The following is a 15,642-nucleotide window of genomic DNA, read 5'->3' as shown; positions in this document are numbered from 1 at the left end:
CCGCGAGCCCCCACCCCCTCCCGGCGGTGCAGAACCCCCTGCCCGAAAGGACCGTCACGTGGCAGCCCCTCACGACTGGTGGCGCGACGCCGTCATCTACCAGGTGTACCCCCGCAGCTTCGCCGACGGCGACGGCGACGGGACCGGTGACCTCGCGGGTGTCCGGGCGAGACTGCCCTATCTCGCCGAACTCGGCGTCGACGCCGTGTGGTTCACCCCCTGGTACGTCTCACCCCTGGTCGACGGCGGGTACGACGTCGCCGACTACCGCACCGTCGACCCCGCCTTCGGCACCCTCGCCGAGGCCGAGAAGCTGATCGCGGAGGCCTCCGAGCGCGGCATCCGGGTCATCGTCGACATCGTCCCCAACCATGTCTCCGACCGGCACGCCTGGTTCCGTGCCGCGCTGGACGCCGGGCCCGGCAGCGCGGAGCGCGAACTGTTCCACTTCCGCCCCGGCCGAGGCGCCCACGGCGAACTCCCGCCCAACAACTGGCCCTCCCAGTTCTCCGGTCCCACCTGGACCCGCGTCCCCGACGGCGAGTGGTACCTCCATCTGTTCACCCCCGAGCAACCCGACCTGAACTGGGCCCACCCGGCGGTGCGCCGGGAACACGAGGACGTGCTCCGCTTCTGGTTCTCCCGCGGCGTCGCCGGCGTACGCATCGACTCCGCCGCCCTGCTCGCCAAGGACCCCGCGCTCGCCGACTTCGAGGAGGGCGTGGACCCGCACCCGTACATCGACCAGGACGAACTGCACGACATCTACCGCTCCTGGCGGGCGGTCGCCGACGAGTACGGAGCGGTCTTCGTCGGCGAGGTCTGGCTGCCGGACGCCGAACGCTTCGCCCGCTATCTGCGTCCCGACGAGCTGCACACCGCGTTCAACTTCAACTTCCTCGCCTGCCCCTGGGAGCCGGCCCGGCTGCGTCGCACCATCGACGACACCCTCGCCGAGCACGCCCCCGTCGGAGCCCCCGCCACCTGGGTCCTCTGCAACCACGACGTGACCCGGACGGTGACCCGGTACGGCCGTACGGACACCGCCTTCGACTTCGCGACGAAGGCCTTCGGAACCCCCACCGACCTCGCCCTCGGCACGCGCCGGGCCCGCGCGGCCGCCCTGCTGACGCTCGCCCTGCCCGGTTCGGTGTACGTGTACCAGGGCGAGGAACTGGGGCTGCCCGAGGCCGACGTCCCACCGGAGAGGATCCAGGACCCGATGCACTTCCGCTCCGGAGGAACCGACCCCGGACGCGACGGCTGCAGGGTCCCGCTGCCCTGGGCGGCGGACGCCCCGCACTTCGGCTTCGGCGCGCAGGCCGGACCATGGCTGCCCCAGCCCGAGGACTGGGCCCGCTACGCCGTCGACCGGCAGAGCACCGACCCGGAGTCGATGCTCGCGCTCTACCGGACGGCCCTGGCTCTGCGCAGGTCGGAGGAGGGCTTCGGCGACGGTCCCCTGACCTGGCTGCCCGCCGACGAAGGGGTGCTCGCCTTCGCGCGGGCGGGCGGTCTGCTCTGCCTGATCAACCTCTCCGTCACCCCCGTCACGCTCCCGCCGTACGAGACCCTGCTCCTCGCCAGCGCCCCGCTCGACCGGGAGGGCCGTCTGCCGTCCGACACGACGGTGTGGCTGCGTGCTCCGCGCGGAGCGGGGTGACGGGGGGACGGGGGACGGGGGACGCAACGGTTCAGCTCCGGGAGGCGTCCCTGAGCCGGTCGCGCTGGATACGGTGGGCGAGGGTGCGACGTGCCGAAGGGGACCCGGCGGGTGACCCGGTCGACGTGACCTTCGTGGGCACGTCGAGACCCCGGCCGATCACGTCGTACGCGTCCCGGAAGGCGGCGGGCAGCCCCTCCCGGTGCCGCATCAGGTCCTCCTCGACCAGGCGCCGAAGCGCGTCGACGTTCTGGGGCGTGAAGCGCTTCTTCCCGCGGGCGATCGCCTCGACGTGGCGCGCGCAGCGCGCGGTGCCGTCGCAGAACGCGGAGATCTCCTCGGCGAGACCCCACAGACGTCCTTCGAGCCACGGGACGTCGGACTGGTCGAGGGAGAGCTCCATGGGCGGCGGCGGGTCGGCAGGCTTGTACTTCGCCACCTGTTTGGACACCGCCGGCTGGCTCATGTCGGCGATCCGGGCGATCCGGTCCTGCGTCCAGCCGAGGCTCGCGAGCAGCTGGATCATCTCGGCGCGCAGCTGCCGCATCTCCTCGCCCGCACGGATGACCTCGTTCATGGCGGCGAGCATGCGCTCGGCCTGTTCCTCGGTCAGTGTGTCCTCCGCACCTGTCATGACTCGGTTATACACCCTGGGACCACGAGGTATAACCGGGTTGTACAACCAGGTTATGGGTGACAGGATCCCGCCATGCCCTCATTCACCGCGTCCGAATTCGCCGCGTCCGACGGAACCCGCCTCGCGTACCGCACGGAGGGAGCCGGCGACCCCCTCGTCTGCCTCCCCGGAGGCCCCACGGACTCCCGCTACCTCGGCGACCTGGGCGGGCTGTCCGCCCATCGCAGCCTGATCCTGCCGGACCCGCGCGGGACCGGCCTGTCGGCGATCCCCGAGGACGCCTCCTCCTATCGCTGCGACCGCCTCGTCGACGACGTCGAGGCCCTGCGCGAGCACCTCGGCCTGGCGCGGATGGATCTCCTCGGCCACTCCGGTGGCGCGAACCTCGCGGTGCGGTACGCGGCCCGCCACCCGGACCGCGTCGGCAGGCTCGCCCTGATCACCCCCGGCACGGCGGCCGTCGGTATCGCGATCACCGGCGAGATGCGGCGCGAGGGAGCCCGACGGCGCGGCGACGAGCCGTGGTTCCCGGCGGCGTACGCCGCGCTGGAGGCGATCACCGAGGGCACCGGCAGCGACTGGGAGGCCATCGCCCCCTTCTTCTGGGGGCGTTGGGACGCAGAGGCGCGGGTCCACCACGCGGCGAGTCGACCGGACAACGCGGAGGCCGTCGCCGGCTTCGGCGCCGAAGGAGCCTTCGACCCGCCGGACACCCGTGCGGCGCTGGCCGCGTTCCGTGGCCCCGTCCTGCTGCTCGCGGGGGAGTTCGACCTCAACAGTCCGGCCGCCTCGACCGCCGAGTACGCGGGACTGTTCCCCGCTGCCTCACTCGTCGTGCAGTCCGGTGCCGGCCACTACCCGTGGGTCGACGACCCGGAGCTGTTCGTCGCCACCGCGGCGGCCTTCCTGCGCTGACGGTGCGCGCCCGGGGTGTACCCGAACGCGCGGCGGAACACCTCGATGAACGCGCTGGTGGACGACCAGCCGCAGCGATGCGCGACGGTGGTGACCGGCATGTCGTCGGCCAGCATGCGCAGGGCGTGATAGAGGCGCGCCTGGGTGCGCCACTGAGGGAAGGTCATGCCGAGTTCGGCACGGAACAGCCGGCTGAGCGTGCGTTCGCCGGCTCCGGTCGCGGCGCCGAGCTCGGCCAGGGTCCGAGGGTCGGCAGGGTCGTCGCGCAGGATCGCGCAGACGGCCGCGAGCCGGGGATCGGCCGGGGTCGGCAACCGGAGGGGCTGCTGGGGCGAGGCCCGTAGCTGGTCCCGTAGAACGGCGAGAAGCCGGCGGCGTTCGGGACCTGTGTCGTCGGGGGTGCGTGTATAGGCGAGGATCAGCTCGCGCAGGAGCGGGCCGACGGCGAGGACGGTGGGGGCGTCCAGACCGGGCGGATTGTCGTCGGCTGGCAGGCCGATGAGGTGCAGATCCAGGTGGCCGTGGGCGCGGTGGGCGTGAACGGTTCCGGCCGGGACCCAGATCGCGCGTGTACCGGGGGCGAACCAGGTGCCGGCGTCGGTCGTGACGGCCAGCACGCCCGAGCCCGCGTAGACGATCTGGTGGTCGTCGTGGCGGTGCGCGTCGATCCGCTCCCCGGCGGCCAGGATCTGGGCGCGGGTCGGCGCCTGCGGCGTATGGCGGACGGAGTCCGGTTGGCGGATGTTCGACACAACTCGGCAGATTATCGAAAGCGCGACACCCGACCGCGTTGCCACGATCGAACGGTGTCGACGAAACGGACCACCCCGCGCAACAGACCCCTGACGCTGATGTCCCTGGGACACGCCTGCGTGGACGTCTACCAGGGAGCGGTCGCCGCCCTGGTGCCGTTCTTCGTCTCCGAGCGGGCGTACACCTACGCCGCCGCCTCCGGACTCGTACTGGCGGCCTCGTTGCTGTCGTCGGTGGTTCAGCCGCTGTTCGGGGCGCTCACCGACAAGTGGGCCATGCCGTGGCTGCTTCCCGTGAGCGCGCTGCTCGGCGGCGCCGGTGTCGCGATGAGCGGCGTCAGCGGCTCGTACGCCCTCACCCTGGCGGTCGTCGCCGTGTCCGGCGTCGGCGTCGCCGCCTACCACCCCGAGGCCGCCCGCGTGGCGCGACATGCGAGCCGCGGCAGTCATACGGCGATGGGCTGGTTCTCGCTCGGCGGCAACCTCGGCTTCGCCGCCGCCCCGATGCTGGTCGCCGCCGTCATCGCCACGGGCGGGCTGGGCGCCACTCCGCTGCTGGTCGTCCCCGCGCTCGCCGGCGGGGCCCTGTGTGCGGCGGCGCTGCGGGCGCTCGAAGCGCCGGGCGCGCCCAGGGTGTCCGACGCGGCCCCCGATGCGAACGAGGCCGCGGGCAGGGACGACTGGGCGTCCTTCGCCCGGCTGTCCGGTGCGGTCGTGTGCCGGTCGATCGTCTTCGTCGGTCTGAGTACGTTCATCTCGCTGTACGCGCGCCAGCGCACCGGTGGCGGCGAAGTCTCGGGTACGGCCGCCCTGTTCGTGCTCTACCTCGGCGGCGCGGTCGGCACCGTCGCCGGAGGCAGGCTGGCCACCCGCCACCGGCGCATCACGGTCGTGCGGTGGTCCTACGCCCTGACCGTCCTCGCCGTGGCCGGTGTCGTCCTGGTCCCCGGCCCGCTCCTCCACGTCTTCGTCGCGCTCGCCTCGGCCGGTCTGTACGTGCCGTTCTCCCTGCATGTGACGCTCGGTCAGGACTACCTGCCCCGGCGCGTCGGCACAGCCGGGGGCGTCACGCTGGGCCTGACCGTCAGCATCGGCGGCCTGGCCGCCCCGTTCGTCGGAGCCGTTGCCGACGCCACCTCGCTGCAGACCGCCCTCGCACCCCTGATCGCCCTGCCGGCTCTCGGCTGGGTGCTTCTGCGCACCCTGCGCGAGCCCGAGCCGCCCGCCCTGCCCGCCGCGCCGTCCCCGGCCGACAGCGAAGCGCCGCCGGAGGCCCGACCGCCGACGGGGCCGGCGGACGAGCCGGTCGCCGGCGGCGAGACACGCCGACAACCGTGGTGAACCCGGGAAGGCCCCGTCACCAAGCTGTGAACGTTCGGCGGGACTCTGGTGGTCAGTCCAGCGCACTCACCACTCACCGGGGGACCCAGACCATGAGCACCGTACGCAGAGCCGCCCTCGCCCTCGCCGCCGTCACCGTGTCCGCCGTCGCCCTGACGGCCTGCGGCCCCACCGGGGACGACGCGGAGCGCGGAGCCGGGAAGCCGACCGCGAGCCCGACGAAGCCCACCACCCCGCCGACCGCGAGCCCGACGAAGCCCACCACCCCGCCGACCGCGAGCCCGACGAAGCCCACCACCCCGCCGACCTCTCCCGGCAAGAAGCCCTCCGGCGGGAGTGACGGCTCGTCATCCGACCCCGACCACGCGGTGTTTCCCTGCAGCACCTTCGACGTGACGTTCGCCGCGAACCTGGCGGAGCCCACGACGAGCAGCTACCTGCTGAAGATCACCAACAAGACCGCCAAGGCGTGCAAGGTCCTGGGGCATCCGGTCGTGACCTTCGGCGACCTGGACGGACAGGCGACCGAGCGGGGCGAGGCCCCCGGCATCGAGGACGCGATCAGGCTCGAGCCCGGCCAGTCCGCCTACGCCGGCCTCATGGGTGGTACGAACGACGGCACGGGCAGGACCGTCCACTCGATCGCGATGACCATGAACACCGAGTCCGACCTGGCGCAGACACCCCTGACGGCATCGACGCCCGGCCTGTACGTCTCGCCCGCCAGGAACTCCGTCACGGCCTGGGTGAACAACGCGGAGGACGCACTGAGCCTGTAGGAGACGTGCCGACGGCCGGGGGCGCCGGACGGTGCCCGCGTCACGGAGCGCGCGGCGCGGGGGAGCGACACCCCGCCCGCGCGGGCGCGAGGGAAGATCCCCGGCCCGTGCAGCGCTTACCGTTACAGCGATCGCACGCGACAGAAGGAACGGGCGCCGGGCATGAAGATCGATCTCACGGACACCACATCCAGCAAGATCAACAAGGCGATCGTGGAGGGCCGCCGGGCCGTCGGCACACCTGCCGTCGGCATGGTGCTCACGCTCGTGATCGTCACGGACGAGGAGAACGCCTACGACGCGCTGAAGGCCGCCAACGAGGCCTCCCGCGAACACCCCGCACGCACGCTCGTCGTCATCAAGCGCCACGCCCGCTCGCCCCGGGGGCGCCACGAGACGCGCCTGGACGCGGAGGTCCGGGTCGGCAGCGACGCGGGCTCGGGCGAGACCGTGCTGCTGCGCCTCCACGGTGAACTCGGCGCCCGCGCCGACTCCGTGGTCCTGCCCCTGCTGCTCCCGGACGCGCCCGTCGTCGTCTGGTGGCCGGCCCGAGCCCCCGACGTCCCGTCCGCCGACCCGCTCGGCCGACTCGCCCAGCGCCGGATCACCGACGCGTACGCCGTCGAGGACCCCCTCGCCGCACTCGCGGTTCGCGCGGCGTCCTACGCCCCCGGGGACACGGACCTCGCCTGGACCCGGCTCACACCCTGGCGTTCGATGCTGGCCGCCGCACTGGACCAGGCACGGGCGACCGTCGTCTCGGCCGCGGTGGAGAGCGAACCCGACAACCCGAGCGCCGAACTGCTGGCCCGCTGGTTCGAGGACCGGCTGCGGGTACCGGTCGAACGGGTCGTCAGCGAGGGTCCCGTGGTCACCGCCGTACGCCTCGGCACCCCCGACGGCGAGATCGTGATCGACCGCCCGGAGGGCCCGGTCGCCATGCTGTCGATCCCCGGCCAGCCCAGCCGCGTCCTCGCCCTGAAGGTGCGCACGACCGCCGAGCTGATCGCGGAGGAGCTGCGCCGGCTCGACCCCGACGAGATCTACGCCTCGGCCCTGCGTACCCAGGCGCCCACGGCTCCGTAGGCGTCAGGACGGCTCCGTAGCGTCAGTTCGGGCCGGAGAACCGGCGTACGTACCGCTTCTGCCAGGGAGTCTCGACCGCACGGGGGTGGTACCCGCCGCGGACGAACTCCACCGCCCGGTCGGCCGGGATGCCGTCGAGGACGGCGAGGCAGGCGAGCGCCGTCCCGGTCCTGCCGACACCGCCCCCGCAGGCGAGTTCGACGCGCTCGTGCCCGGCCCGGGACAACGCCTCCGTGAGGACGTCCCGGGCCTCCGCGGGGTCGGCCGGCAGCCGGAAGTCCGGCCAGCGCAGCCACCGTGACTCCCAGTCGGTCTCCGGCGGGCGCCTGCCGAGCAGATGGACGGCGAACTCGGGGGCGGGGCCCGGCGGAAGAGGGTGCCGAAGGCCGCGCCCCCGCACCACACGTCCGGACGGCAGACGCAGGACCCCGGCGTCGGTCGGCTTCCACAACTCGGTCATGCGCCCACCGTAATCGGCGCCGCCCGAACCCGGGTCCCGAACTCATTGACACCCGTACGTCCCACCCCGACACTCTTGCCACCTGTCAGTGAAGCAATCTTCACCAGGCGAACGAGCCGCTCGCGATTCAGGGACACACATTGACTTCCACCTCCTCCCCGCCCCGCGCCCCCCACACGTTCCGCACGGTCTTCCCGGTGCTCGCCCTCTGCTGGCTCGCCGTCTTCTTCGACGGCATGGACGTGAACATCTACGGCGCCGTGATGCCGCACATGCTCGACGACGACGGCCTCGGGCTGACCCCTGCCACCGCCGGCACCATCGGCAGCTGGACCACCTTCGGGATGCTCGTCGGCGCGCTCGCCGCCGGGAACGTCACCGACTGGCTGGGGCGCCGGCCCATGCTCGTGGCCAGCGTCGTGCTCTTCTCCGTGGGCTCCGGCCTCTGCGCGCTGGCGGGGGACGTGACCCTCTTCGGAGCCGGCCGCTTCGTCGCGGGCCTCGGGCTCGGTGGACTGATGCCGCTCTGCCTCGCGATGGTGCTCGAGTTCGCCCCGCCCCGCCGGGCCGCCCTCATGACCGGGCTCCTGATGACCTCGTACCACGCGGGCGGCATGGCGGCGACGGGCCTCGGTCTCACCCTCGCGCCCGCCGCCGGCTGGCGCTGGGTCTTCTGGGCGGGCGTCCTGCCGGCCGTGATCGCCGTCCCGCTGCTCCTGAAGCTGCTGCCCGAGTCGCCGGGTGTGCTTCTCGCCCGCGGTGAGCGGGAGCGAGCCGACGCGGTCGCCGACCGCTACGGACTCGCCCGCCCCACCGCCGTCGAGGCCCCGGCCGCCGGTGCGAAGGGCCGGATCGACGCGATACGGGCGCTGTTCCGCCCCGAGTCGCGCTGGGCCACGCCGCTGCTCTGGCTGGCGTCGTTCTGCGGGCTGCTCCTCGTCTACGGCGTCTCCACCTGGCTGCCGCAGATGATGCGCGCCTCCGGCTACGGACTCAGCTCCTCGGTCAGCTTCCTGATGGTCATCAACGCGGGCGGCATCGTCGGCATGCTGATCGCCGGACGCACCGCCGACCGGTTCGGTGCGGTCCGCGTCTCCGCCGTCTGGTTCGTCCTCACGGCCGCGGGCGCCCTGCTGCTCAAGGCCCAACTGCCGCTCGGCGTCACCTATGTCGTCGTCGCCGTCACCGGCGTCTGGCTCTTCAGCGCCCAGGTCATGGTCTACGCGGCCACCAACACCGTCTACCGTGACAGCGAGCGCGCCGCGGGCCTCGGGATGGTCACCGGGGTGGGCCGCACCGGCGCCGTCGTCGGCCCCTGGCTGGTCGGAGTGCTCGCCTCCAACGGCAACCAGGGCTGGGGCTTCACCGCCTTCGCCCTGGCCGGACTCGTGGGCGCGACCGCCATCGCCCTCGTCCCGCTCGCCCGCCGGACCGGGCGCGGCGGCGGCGCGAAGGTCCCCGCTCCCGCCGTCGGCCTGGCCGCCCAGGACTGACAGGTCGCCCGGCCGCAGCACCCGGGCGCGAGGGCCGGCCCGCCGGGAACATCCGGCGGGCCGGCCCTCGCGAGGCACAATGCGGTCAGAGGGGCAACCCGGCGTAGTTCTGCGCCAGTTCCGCCGCGGCGTGCGGCGAGGTCGCGATCCGCTCCAGCTGGGAGAGCTGGAGCCTGGTGTCGAAGGGCAGCTGCCCGGGGTCGGTGTGCAGCGTCGTCGTCATGAAGTACGAGAAGTGCTCGGCCCGCCAGACCCGGCGCAGGCAGGTGTCGGAGTATGTGTCGAGCAGCTCCGTGGAGCCCGTGGCGTACCGTTCGGCGAGCGCGCGCGCCAGGACGATCACGTCGGCCGCGGCGAGGTTGAGCCCCTTCGCACCGGTCGGCGGAACGATGTGGGCCGCGTCCCCGGCGAGCAGCAGCCGCCCGAACCGCATCGGCTCGGTCACCGAACTGCGCATCGGCAGCACCGACTTCTGTATGACCGGGCCGCGCTCCAGCCGCCACCCGGGCTCCTCGCCGAGCGCGAACCGGGCGTCCAGCTCGTCCCAGACGCGCTGGTCGGACCAGTCGGCAGGATCGGTGCCGTTCGGCACCTGGAGGTAGAGCCGGCTCACGGCCGGGGACCTCATGCTGGCCAGCGCGAACCCGCGCTCGGAGTGGGCGTAGATCAACTCGTCGTACACGGGCGGGGCTTCGGCGAGAATGCCGAGCCAGGAGTACGGATACGTCCGCTCGTACGTGGTGCGCTCCGACTCGGGCAGCGCCGTGCGCGCGACCCCGTGGAAGCCGTCGCAGCCGACCACGTAGTCGCACGTCAGGGTCTGGTCGCGGCCCTCGTGGGTGTAGCGGATCGACGGGCGGACCGTCTCGACGCCCTCCACCGCCCGCACCTCGGCGCCGAACAGCAGCGGCCCGCCCTCGGCGAGCTGAAGGGAGATCAGGTCCTTGACGACCTCGGTCTGCGCATAGACCCAGACCCGGCGGCCGTCGGTGAGCGACGGGAGGTCGACCCGGTGGGCGCGCCCGTCGAAGCGCAGCTCGATGCCGTCGTGGGCCAGGCCCTCGGCGTCGAGCCGTGCCCCGGCCCCGGCGGAGCGCAGGGCGTCGACGGTGGCCTGTTCGAGGATTCCGGCGCGCTGGCGCCGCTCGACATAGGCACGGTCGCGGGATTCCAGGACCACGCAGTCGACACCGGCGTTGTGCAGCAGACGGGCGAGCAGCAGCCCGGACGGGCCGCCGCCGATGATCCCGACGGTGGTGTGCATGAGCTCTCCGTGTTCGTATAGTGAAATAAACTTCACTCAAGAGTGGGCCGAGTCTGCGCCCGCCGCGGTCGGCTGTCAACGCCCGGCGTGGACGCACCGGGCCCCCTCCGACGTCATTCACTACGGTGTCCCCAAGATCCGTCAGGGAGAGTCCATGCCATCGACCGAAACCGCTCCGGCGCCGGACGCGCCGCACGAGCCGGAGGTGCCGCAGGAAGCCGTCGCCCCGCTGATGCGCGGCCTCGCCGTACTGCGCCGGCTCACCGACGCCGACGGGGCGCTCAGCCTCAGCGAGCTGGAGCGCACCACCGGTCTGGCCCGCTCCACCGTGGACCGGGTGACCGGAACGCTCGCGCGCATGGGATACGTACGCCTCGACGGCCGCGACGTCTTTCTCGCACCCCGCCTGATGGAGCTCGGCAACGCCTATCTGGCCGCGCTCGGACTGCCCGGTCTGCTCGGCCGCCACGCCGACGCGCTCGCCGACGAACTCGACGAATCGGTCTCCCTCGCGGTCGCCGACGGCGACGGCATCCGCTTCGTCCATCAGGCCACCCGCCGGCGTGCCATGTCCCTCAGCTTCCGTATCGGCGACCTGTTGCCCGCCGAACGTACCGCCCCGGGGGCGCTGTTCGCCGCGGACTGGACCGGGACGGAGTGGGAGCGCTGGCGCTCCCGCAGGGCCGCCGACCCGCGGAGCGCCGGCTTCCCCGCCGTACCGCCCGGAACCGGGCCGGACGAGAAGGAGTTCACCGCATCGGCGGCGAGGGCGGCGGAGCGCGGCTGGTCGATGGACGACCAGCTCATCGAACCCGGCCTGGTCGCCCTGGCCCTGCCCGTACGGGACGCGGAAGGCGCCGTCGCATGTGTGGCGAGCGTCGTCAGCCACACCAGCCGTCACACCGCCGACTCGCTGCGCGAGGCCATGCTGCCCCGGCTGCGTGCCGCGACCTCGGAGTGGGAGCAGCTGCTGGAGCGGCACGCGCGCGAGACCGCCGCACAGCTCCCGACCGGGCGCGCGCAGCCCGCCACGCCCGGGGCGCACGACCTGGCGCCGGCCGCGCTGGCCGCGCTGGCCGCGCCGCAGGGCGCGAGCGCACCCCATGCGCCCGGCGGCGCAGCCGGCGCGCTCGTCGGTCTCGCCGACTGGACCCATGCCTCGAAGCAGGAGCTCGGCCGTGGGTTCATCGAGTCCCTCGCCCGAGGGCTCACCGTCCTCACCGCCTTCGGCGAGGGCCGGCCGGCGCTGCCCCTCACCGCCGTCGCCGAGGCCACCGGGCTCGCCAGGGCGACCGCGCGGCGCGCCCTGATCACCCTGGAGCACCTCGGCTACGTCAGCGTCGACGGGCGGCTGTTCCGGCTCACGCCCCGTGTCCTCGCCCTCGGCTTCCCTCACCTCTCGCGCATGCCGCTCCCGCAGATCGCGGCGCCGCATCTGGCCGAACTGTCGGGCCGCGTCCACGACTCGGCCTCCCTCGCGGTGCTCGCCGGCGCCGACGTCCGCTACACCGCCCGGGTCGCCACCCGCCGCGTCATGAGCGTCCACATCACCGTCGGCACCCGCTTTCCCGCCCACGCCACCTCCCTGGGCCGGGTGATGCTCGCCGACCTGCCGCCGGAGGCTCGTGCCGCGTGGCTGGAGTCCATCGAGCCGGAGGCCCTCACTCCGTCCACGGTCACCTCCCGCGCGGAGCTCGCCGCGATCCTGGAGCGGGTGCGGGAGCAGGGGTACGCCCTCGTCGACGAGGAGCTGGAACAGGGCCTTCGCTCGATCGCCCTACCGGTGCGCGACCGTGCCGGCACGGTCGTCGCAGCCGTCAACGTGGCCATGCACAGCAGCCGCCGCACCGTCGACGAGTGCGTCGGCGAGGTCCTGCCCGAGCTGCGCGCCACGGTCGCCCGGATCGAGGACGACCTGCGCACGGCGGGGCGCTTCGCCCGCGTGTCGGAGGCCTGAGTGCCGTTGAGGACCGGCTGCGATCAGGAGGACCTGATCAGCGTCCTCACACGCGACGCGAGCAGAGGCATCAAGCTCTCTCGCCATGTGTCGAGCGAGACCATGCCGCTGGACATGCCGCCGTGGGCGAACGACTCCCGGTACACGGACGACGCGGGGTCGCTGACGAGGTCGACCCCCACGAGCTCGCTGAACGTCGCTCGCAGGAGTTCGACCGCTTCGCCGAGCGTCGCCGGTACGGCCGTACCGGACAGCCGGTCGCGAAGGGCCCACCAGACGTAGGGGTCGCCACGCAGGCCCCACCTTTCCGGATCCGGATCGAAGAGAGAGGCCATCGTCACCGCTGTCGCGTCATCGTGTGCCATGCCGGAAGTCTCGCAGAGCCCTGCCCCCGACCGGCGTGGGGCCACCCGCCATCGGCCGGTGTACGGGCGCGCCCGGCGGCATCGGGATCGCCCCGGAGGCAGAAGGGCCGCCCTCTCAGGACGCGATCGGCTCCGCCGGGTCGCGCAGGCGCTCCGCCGCGTCCGACACGCGCAGCAACAGGCTCATGAACTGAGCCTGTTCCTCGGCGGAGAGCGGGGCGAGGAACACCTGGTTCATCCGTGCCGTGCGTACCGTCAGCCTGCGGTGCGTCCGTTCCCCGTCCTCGGTCGGTCGCAGCAGGAAGCGGCGGCCGTCCTCCGGGTCCCGCACTTTGTCGAGCAGCCCGCGGCGGGTGAGCCGGCTGACGACCTCGGCGATGGTGGAGCGGTCGAGGCCCACGCGCTCGCCCACCGTCCGCTGATCGAGGCCGGGCTCGGCCGTCAGGGCGTTCAGGACGCCGAACTGCGGGGAGGTGATCTCCTCGGAGACCATCGTGGTCCAGAGCAGGTGGTGGGCCTGCTGGAGCCGCCGGGCCAGGTGCCCGGGATGGGTGGTCAGATCCACCGCGGCCATCGTCTGCCTCCGGTTGATTTCGTCGGTGTACTGAACAATACGTGCCTTCCTCGTGCCGTCCCGGGCTGCTATTGACGGTTGTCGGGCCCGGTGCCAGCATGGCGGCATTGAAAAGAATGCTCAGTGCACTGACTAATTGCTGATGGAGTTCGGAGGCTTCTCGGATGGACAAGGTGGTGGCCACCGCCGCCGAGGCGGTGGCCGACGTCGGGGACGGAGCGTCGCTCGCCGTGGGCGGCTTCGGTCTCAGCGGCGTGCCGAACGTACTGATCGGCGCGGTGTACGGGGCCGGTGTCGGCGATCTGCGTGTCGTGTCGAACAACTGTGGCGCGATGGGCTCCGGTCTCGCCGTGCTGCTCTCCGCGGGACGGATCGCCCGGGTGACGGGCTCCTACATCGGGTCGAACAAGGAGTTCGCGCGGCAGTACCTCGCCGGCGAGCTGGAGGTCGAACTGATCCCGCAGGGCACGCTCGCGGAGCGGTTGCGGGCCGGCGGCTGCGGCATCCCCGCCTTCTACACCCCCGCCGGTGTCGGCACCCAGGTCGCCGAGGGCGGCCTGCCCTGGCGCTACGACGGCTCCGGCGGGATCGCGCTGGCCTCGCCGCCCAAGGAGGTACGCGCGTTCGACGGGGTCGAGCACGTGCTGGAGCACGGCATCCGCACGGACTTCGCCCTCGTCCGCGCGGCCCGCGGCGACCGCCACGGGAACCTGGTCTTCAACAAGTCGGCCCGGAACTTCAACCCCCTCGCCGCGATGGCCGGGAAGGTGACGATCGCCGAGGTCGAGGAGCTGGTCGAACCGGGCGGGATCGATCCCGACCAGGTCCATCTGCCCGGCGTCTTCGTCCAGCGCGTGCTGGCCCTGACCCCCGAACAGGCCCGGGAGAAGGGCATAGAGAAGAGGACCACGCGATGAGCTGGACCCGCGAGCAGATGGCCGCCCGCGCCGCCCGCGAGCTGAAGGACGGCCAGTACGTCAACCTGGGCATCGGCCTGCCGACCCTGATCCCCAACCACCTCCCCGAAGGCGTGGAAGTGGTCCTCGAGTCGGAGAACGGCATCCTCGGCACCGGGCCCTTCCCGGCCGAGGACGGGGTCGACCCCGATCTCATCAACGCCGGCAAGGAGACCGTCACCGTCCTTCCCGGGGCCTCCTACTTCGACTCCGCGCTCTCCTTCGGGATGATCCGGGGCGGCCACATCGACGTCGCCGTCCTCGGCGCCATGCAGGTCTCGGCGCGCGGCGACCTCGCCAACTGGGCCGTGCCGGGCAAGCTCATCACCGGAATCGGCGGGGCGATGGACCTCGTGCACGGCGCCCGGACCGTCATCGTCGTGATGACCCACACCGCCAAGGACGGCGCCCCGAAGATCGTCGAGGAGTGCACCCTCCCGCTGACCGGCCGGGGCTGCGTCGACCGGATCGTCACCGACCTCGGCGTCCTCGACGTCACCGACGACGGCCTGGTCCTCGTCGAGACCGCACCCGGCGTCGACCCCTCCGACATCCTCGCCAGGACGGCCGCCAAGGTCCACCGCGCCGTCGACACCCCCGCCCGCCGACACTGACCCCGGGAATCCCCATGGCCCTCACCCAAACGGACATCGACACCGAGATCGACGAGTTCCAGAGCGCGTACGACAAGGAGCTGGCCGCCGGCGCCGCGCCCCGCAGCCACCCGGCCCGCGACTACGCCCCGTACCGCAGCTCCCTCCTCCGCCACCCCCACCAGCCGCTCGTGGCCGTCGACGGCGGCGACCCCGAGACGGTGGAGCTCTTCGGCCCCGTCTTCGGCCCGACCGACATCACCGAGATCGACAACGACCTCACCCGGCAGCACGCGGGCGAGCCCCTCGGCGAACGCATCACCGTCTCCGGACGCCTTCTCGACCGGGCCGGCCGCCCCGTACGCGGTCAGCTCATCGAGCTGTGGCAGGCCAACGCCTCCGGCCGCTACGCCCATCTGCGCGACCAGCACCCGGCCCCGCTCGACCCGAACTTCACCGGGGTCGGCCGCACCCTCACCGACGACGAGGGCCGCTACACCTTCACGACCGTCAAGCCGGGCGCGTACCCCTGGCGCAACCACACCAACGCATGGCGCCCCGCCCACATCCACTTCTCCGTGTTCGGCACGGCGTTCACCCAGCGCCTCGTGACGCAGATGTACTTCCCCGGCGACCCGCTCCTCGCCCACGACCCGATCCTGCGCTCGGTCACCGACGCGGCCGCCCGCGAGCGGCTCGTCGCCACCTACGACCACGCGCTGTCGCGGCCCGAGTTCTCGCTCGGCTACGCCTGGGACATCGTCCTCGACGGTCCCTCCGCCACCTGGATCGAAGAAGGGCGCTGAC

The 15,642-nt window shown here is 72.7% G+C and carries 16 protein-coding genes; 10 read left to right on the top strand and 6 right to left on the bottom strand.

Features of this window, described 5'->3' with window-relative positions; genetic code table 11:
• Nucleotides 1-58 precede the first annotated feature (58 nt).
• Nucleotides 59-1,663, top strand: a complete 1,605-nt coding sequence (locus ACZ561_RS11865; protein ID WP_470992742.1) for a glycoside hydrolase family 13 protein — start codon at nucleotides 59-61, stop codon at nucleotides 1,661-1,663.
• Between the two features lie 31 nt (nucleotides 1,664-1,694).
• On the opposite strand, the gene ACZ561_RS11860 is transcribed toward ACZ561_RS11865, so the two are convergent.
• Complete coding sequence (locus ACZ561_RS11860) at nucleotides 1,695-2,297, bottom strand: sigma-70 family RNA polymerase sigma factor (protein ID WP_470992739.1); 603 nt, start codon at nucleotides 2,295-2,297, stop codon at nucleotides 1,695-1,697.
• Nucleotides 2,298-2,372: 75 nt separating this feature from the next.
• Here ACZ561_RS11860 and ACZ561_RS11855 point away from each other — a divergent pair, with 75 nt between their 5' ends.
• Nucleotides 2,373-3,215, top strand: coding sequence for an alpha/beta fold hydrolase (locus tag ACZ561_RS11855; RefSeq protein WP_470992736.1), 843 nt, complete (start codon nucleotides 2,373-2,375; stop codon nucleotides 3,213-3,215).
• Here the strand turns inward: ACZ561_RS11855 and ACZ561_RS11850 are convergent.
• Nucleotides 3,155-3,967, bottom strand: coding sequence for an AraC family transcriptional regulator (locus ACZ561_RS11850; protein WP_470992733.1), 813 nt, complete (start codon nucleotides 3,965-3,967; stop codon nucleotides 3,155-3,157). The two genes, ACZ561_RS11855 and ACZ561_RS11850, sit on opposite strands and share 61 nt — an antisense overlap.
• A gap of 99 nt (nucleotides 3,968-4,066) precedes the next feature.
• Between ACZ561_RS11850 and ACZ561_RS11845 the strand changes: the two genes are divergently transcribed.
• From ACZ561_RS11845 to opcA, 3 genes are all read left to right on the top strand, one after another.
• Nucleotides 4,067-5,308 (top strand): MFS transporter, encoded by a 1,242-nt coding sequence (locus ACZ561_RS11845; protein WP_470993004.1) that lies wholly within the window; start codon nucleotides 4,067-4,069, stop codon nucleotides 5,306-5,308.
• Nucleotides 5,309-5,400: 92 nt separating this feature from the next.
• Nucleotides 5,401-6,087: a DUF4232 domain-containing protein gene (locus tag ACZ561_RS11840; protein WP_470992730.1), complete on the top strand. Its 687-nt coding sequence runs from the start codon at nucleotides 5,401-5,403 to the stop codon at nucleotides 6,085-6,087.
• Nucleotides 6,088-6,249: 162 nt separating this feature from the next.
• A complete protein-coding gene (gene opcA, locus ACZ561_RS11835) occupies nucleotides 6,250-7,173 on the top strand; it encodes a glucose-6-phosphate dehydrogenase assembly protein OpcA (protein ID WP_470992727.1) in 924 nt (307 codons plus the stop codon).
• A gap of 22 nt (nucleotides 7,174-7,195) precedes the next feature.
• On the opposite strand, the gene ACZ561_RS11830 is transcribed toward opcA, so the two are convergent.
• Entirely contained in the window at nucleotides 7,196-7,633 is a 438-nt protein-coding gene (locus ACZ561_RS11830) for a protein-tyrosine phosphatase family protein (protein ID WP_470992724.1), read from the bottom strand.
• Between the two features lie 140 nt (nucleotides 7,634-7,773).
• Between ACZ561_RS11830 and ACZ561_RS11825 the strand changes: the two genes are divergently transcribed.
• Nucleotides 7,774-9,126: an MFS transporter gene (locus ACZ561_RS11825; RefSeq protein WP_470992721.1), complete on the top strand. Its 1,353-nt coding sequence runs from the start codon at nucleotides 7,774-7,776 to the stop codon at nucleotides 9,124-9,126.
• Nucleotides 9,127-9,211: 85 nt separating this feature from the next.
• Here ACZ561_RS11825 and ACZ561_RS11820 read toward each other — a convergent pair whose 3' ends face one another.
• On the bottom strand, nucleotides 9,212-10,390 hold the full coding sequence (locus ACZ561_RS11820) for a 4-hydroxybenzoate 3-monooxygenase (protein ID WP_470992718.1): 1,179 nt from the start codon (nucleotides 10,388-10,390) through the stop codon (nucleotides 9,212-9,214).
• A gap of 154 nt (nucleotides 10,391-10,544) precedes the next feature.
• Between ACZ561_RS11820 and ACZ561_RS11815 the strand changes: the two genes are divergently transcribed.
• Entirely contained in the window at nucleotides 10,545-12,347 is a 1,803-nt protein-coding gene (locus tag ACZ561_RS11815) for an IclR family transcriptional regulator domain-containing protein (protein ID WP_470992715.1), read from the top strand.
• A gap of 23 nt (nucleotides 12,348-12,370) precedes the next feature.
• On the opposite strand, the gene ACZ561_RS11810 is transcribed toward ACZ561_RS11815, so the two are convergent.
• Together ACZ561_RS11810 and ACZ561_RS11805 are read right to left on the bottom strand one after the other, a co-directional pair.
• Nucleotides 12,371-12,712, bottom strand: coding sequence for a hypothetical protein (locus ACZ561_RS11810; RefSeq protein WP_470992712.1), 342 nt, complete (start codon nucleotides 12,710-12,712; stop codon nucleotides 12,371-12,373).
• Nucleotides 12,713-12,827: 115 nt separating this feature from the next.
• The gene (locus ACZ561_RS11805; protein WP_470992709.1) at nucleotides 12,828-13,286 is read right to left on the bottom strand and encodes a MarR family winged helix-turn-helix transcriptional regulator; all 459 of its coding nucleotides are present in this window, start codon (nucleotides 13,284-13,286) and stop codon (nucleotides 12,828-12,830) included.
• A gap of 164 nt (nucleotides 13,287-13,450) precedes the next feature.
• On the opposite strand from ACZ561_RS11805, the gene ACZ561_RS11800 reads away from it, so the two are divergent.
• Genes ACZ561_RS11800 through pcaH form a run of 3 tightly spaced genes read left to right on the top strand, consistent with a single transcriptional unit; the run spans nucleotide 13,451 to nucleotide 15,641 of the window.
• On the top strand, nucleotides 13,451-14,203 hold the full coding sequence (locus ACZ561_RS11800) for a CoA transferase subunit A (protein WP_470992706.1): 753 nt from the start codon (nucleotides 13,451-13,453) through the stop codon (nucleotides 14,201-14,203).
• Entirely contained in the window at nucleotides 14,200-14,856 is a 657-nt protein-coding gene (locus ACZ561_RS11795; protein WP_470992703.1) for a CoA transferase subunit B, read from the top strand. Before ACZ561_RS11800 ends, ACZ561_RS11795 begins: the two co-directional genes overlap by 4 nt.
• Nucleotides 14,857-14,870: 14 nt before the next feature.
• Nucleotides 14,871-15,641, top strand: coding sequence for a protocatechuate 3,4-dioxygenase subunit beta (gene pcaH, locus ACZ561_RS11790; protein WP_470992700.1), 771 nt, complete (start codon nucleotides 14,871-14,873; stop codon nucleotides 15,639-15,641).
• The last annotated feature ends 1 nt before the right edge of the window (nucleotide 15,642 follow it).

This window comes from Streptomyces sp. NPDC039609 (genome assembly GCF_055596705.1).
Note: the sequence above shows the minus strand (reverse complement) of the source record. Positions and strands in the feature narration are given on the sequence as shown.